The sequence below is a fragment of the bacterium genome, assembly GCA_037128595.1.
GTDB lineage: Bacteria > Verrucomicrobiota > Kiritimatiellia > CAIKKV01 > CAITUY01 > JAABPW01.
The window spans coordinates 1-1831 of the sequence record JBAXWB010000068.1; the positions used below are offsets into that span (position 1 = coordinate 1).

3 protein-coding genes are annotated in these 1831 nt (G+C 59.6%); all 3 read left to right on the plus strand.

All coding sequences use genetic code 11. From position 1 onward, the window contains the following. A partial coding sequence (locus tag WCS52_19450; protein MEI6169365.1) for a hypothetical protein occupies positions 1-234 on the plus strand: 234 nt, incomplete at its 5' end. 2 nt (positions 235-236) lie between these two features. Further along, a complete protein-coding gene (locus tag WCS52_19455) occupies positions 237-758 on the plus strand; it encodes a tyrosine-protein phosphatase (protein MEI6169366.1) in 522 nt (173 codons plus the stop codon). Between the two features lie 9 nt (positions 759-767). Beyond that, on the plus strand, positions 768-1831 hold a 1064-nt coding region (locus WCS52_19460), incomplete at its 3' end, for a hypothetical protein (GenBank protein MEI6169367.1).

Genomic DNA, 1831 nt, shown 5'->3' on the forward strand with positions numbered 1-1831 from the left:
CAAACAACAGAAGGAAACAAAGCTATGAACCTGGGTGGATTTTCATGGAAACGCTTCTTGGGGGTATCCGCCGCAAAGTCTCGGCTCTCCCGGACCATTGGCATCCCGCTGACCAGAAGTGGCCGCGAACGCAAGATCGGCCGCATGATCACCGGCGGCGGCTGTCTTGTCATCATGGGGCTGGGCATCACGATTCCGGTCGCGCTTGCTATTGTGGCCGCCAAGCTGATCTGACGATGACCCCGCAACATTACACCATCGAAGAAGGTCGGCTCGACGGCGGCGAGTATCCCGGATCGAAGACCACTGATGAAGCCAGGGCCAGGCTCCGCAGTCTGATCACCATCGGCGTGCGCACCTTCCTTGATCTAACGACTCCTGCTGACCAGATGGAGCCTTATGAAGAGTTGTTGCCCGGGCTTGAAAGGGAAGCTGGCATCCCACTCAGGAGAATCTCATTGCCGATCCCCGACATGTGCATCCCCAGCTCGGTCGACACCATGCGTGAAATCATGACCGCCATCCGAGAATCCATCGAGCGGGCTCCCGCAGTCTATGTTCACTGTTGGGGCGGGATCGGCCGCACCGGCATGGTGGTTGGTTGCTGGCTCCGGGAACTGGGCTATGACCCGGATGCAGCGTTGAAACATGTCCAGCATCTCTACTCCAGCCAAATGCCAAAATTCAGGATCCACCCTGAATCGCCCCAAACCAACGAGCAGAGGGATTATGTCCGCCGCTGGGAAGTTCAACCCTGAAACATCCCCATGCGCCACACCATCCTTGTTCCAGAAGAAACCCGGACCAAAGTTGCTGACTACCTGGACGCTCTGCGCTCCGGCCAAGCCGTGGCGGGATGCCGCTTGCAGGACAGCCTCCAACGCATCGACTTCGGAAAGGTCACCGCCGCGGCCTTCCTCGACGCGCTCATCAACACCAAGATGCCGCAAATCTTCGCGGAGAGCGCTGTGGCTGGCGATGGCTCGGACTGGAATCCAACCGAACTCGGCATTCTCGGGGACATCTCCATCGCCGTGCCAGTGACTGTCTTCGACAATGGCAATCACGATGCGCCAGTGCCCCACGAGCAGCCGATCCCTGGCACATTGGTCTTCACACCAGGAGCCCTGCTGCGCAATGGCAAGGGACGCCCACCAGCCGATTGGGCGGAAGTGACCCAGCCTAACGGACTGCTCAGCCCGGAAGGATATTACGGCCTCTATGAGCGCCGCCTGCTGCCGGTCTTCAAGTATGTGACCGACGTTGCCAAAGCCGAAGGCAGGCAGGCCCTCATCACCATCCCCGGTCTCGGTTGCGGACAGTTCGCCGGTCCGTTCCGCGGTCAACTCGGGGCCGCGTTGCAGACGGTGTTGGAAAAACTCCTGACTCATCACGGCGCAACCTTTCCCGATCTGAGGGCGGTTTATTTCGACCCCTTCAGTGAGTGCACCAACGTACGGCTTGAAATCCACGGCATCTCCCTGATGGTCCGCCCCTTGCAGCAGGGAAATTTTGCGAAATCCCAACTCTGTCCGCCACAGGATTACGCGGAGAATGGTGATGATTTCTCCGGTTGCCTGTTGTTCAGCATCGTCGCCTGGGACCATGTTTCCTGGCCGGGCAACGACTTCTTCGCCGGATGTCGCTCCACCGACGACGGCGTCAAAGCCGCCGCCACCAACTCCATGGCCGTGCTCACCGGTATTGAGGGCCGTTACGATTCGGATCGCGGGGAGTACCTCCCGCCGCATCCCTTCCAGACTTGGGAGAAAGTGGTGAAACAACACGGGCTGCGGCTTGTGACGGTGCCGCCCTCATTGCCTCCCATCAC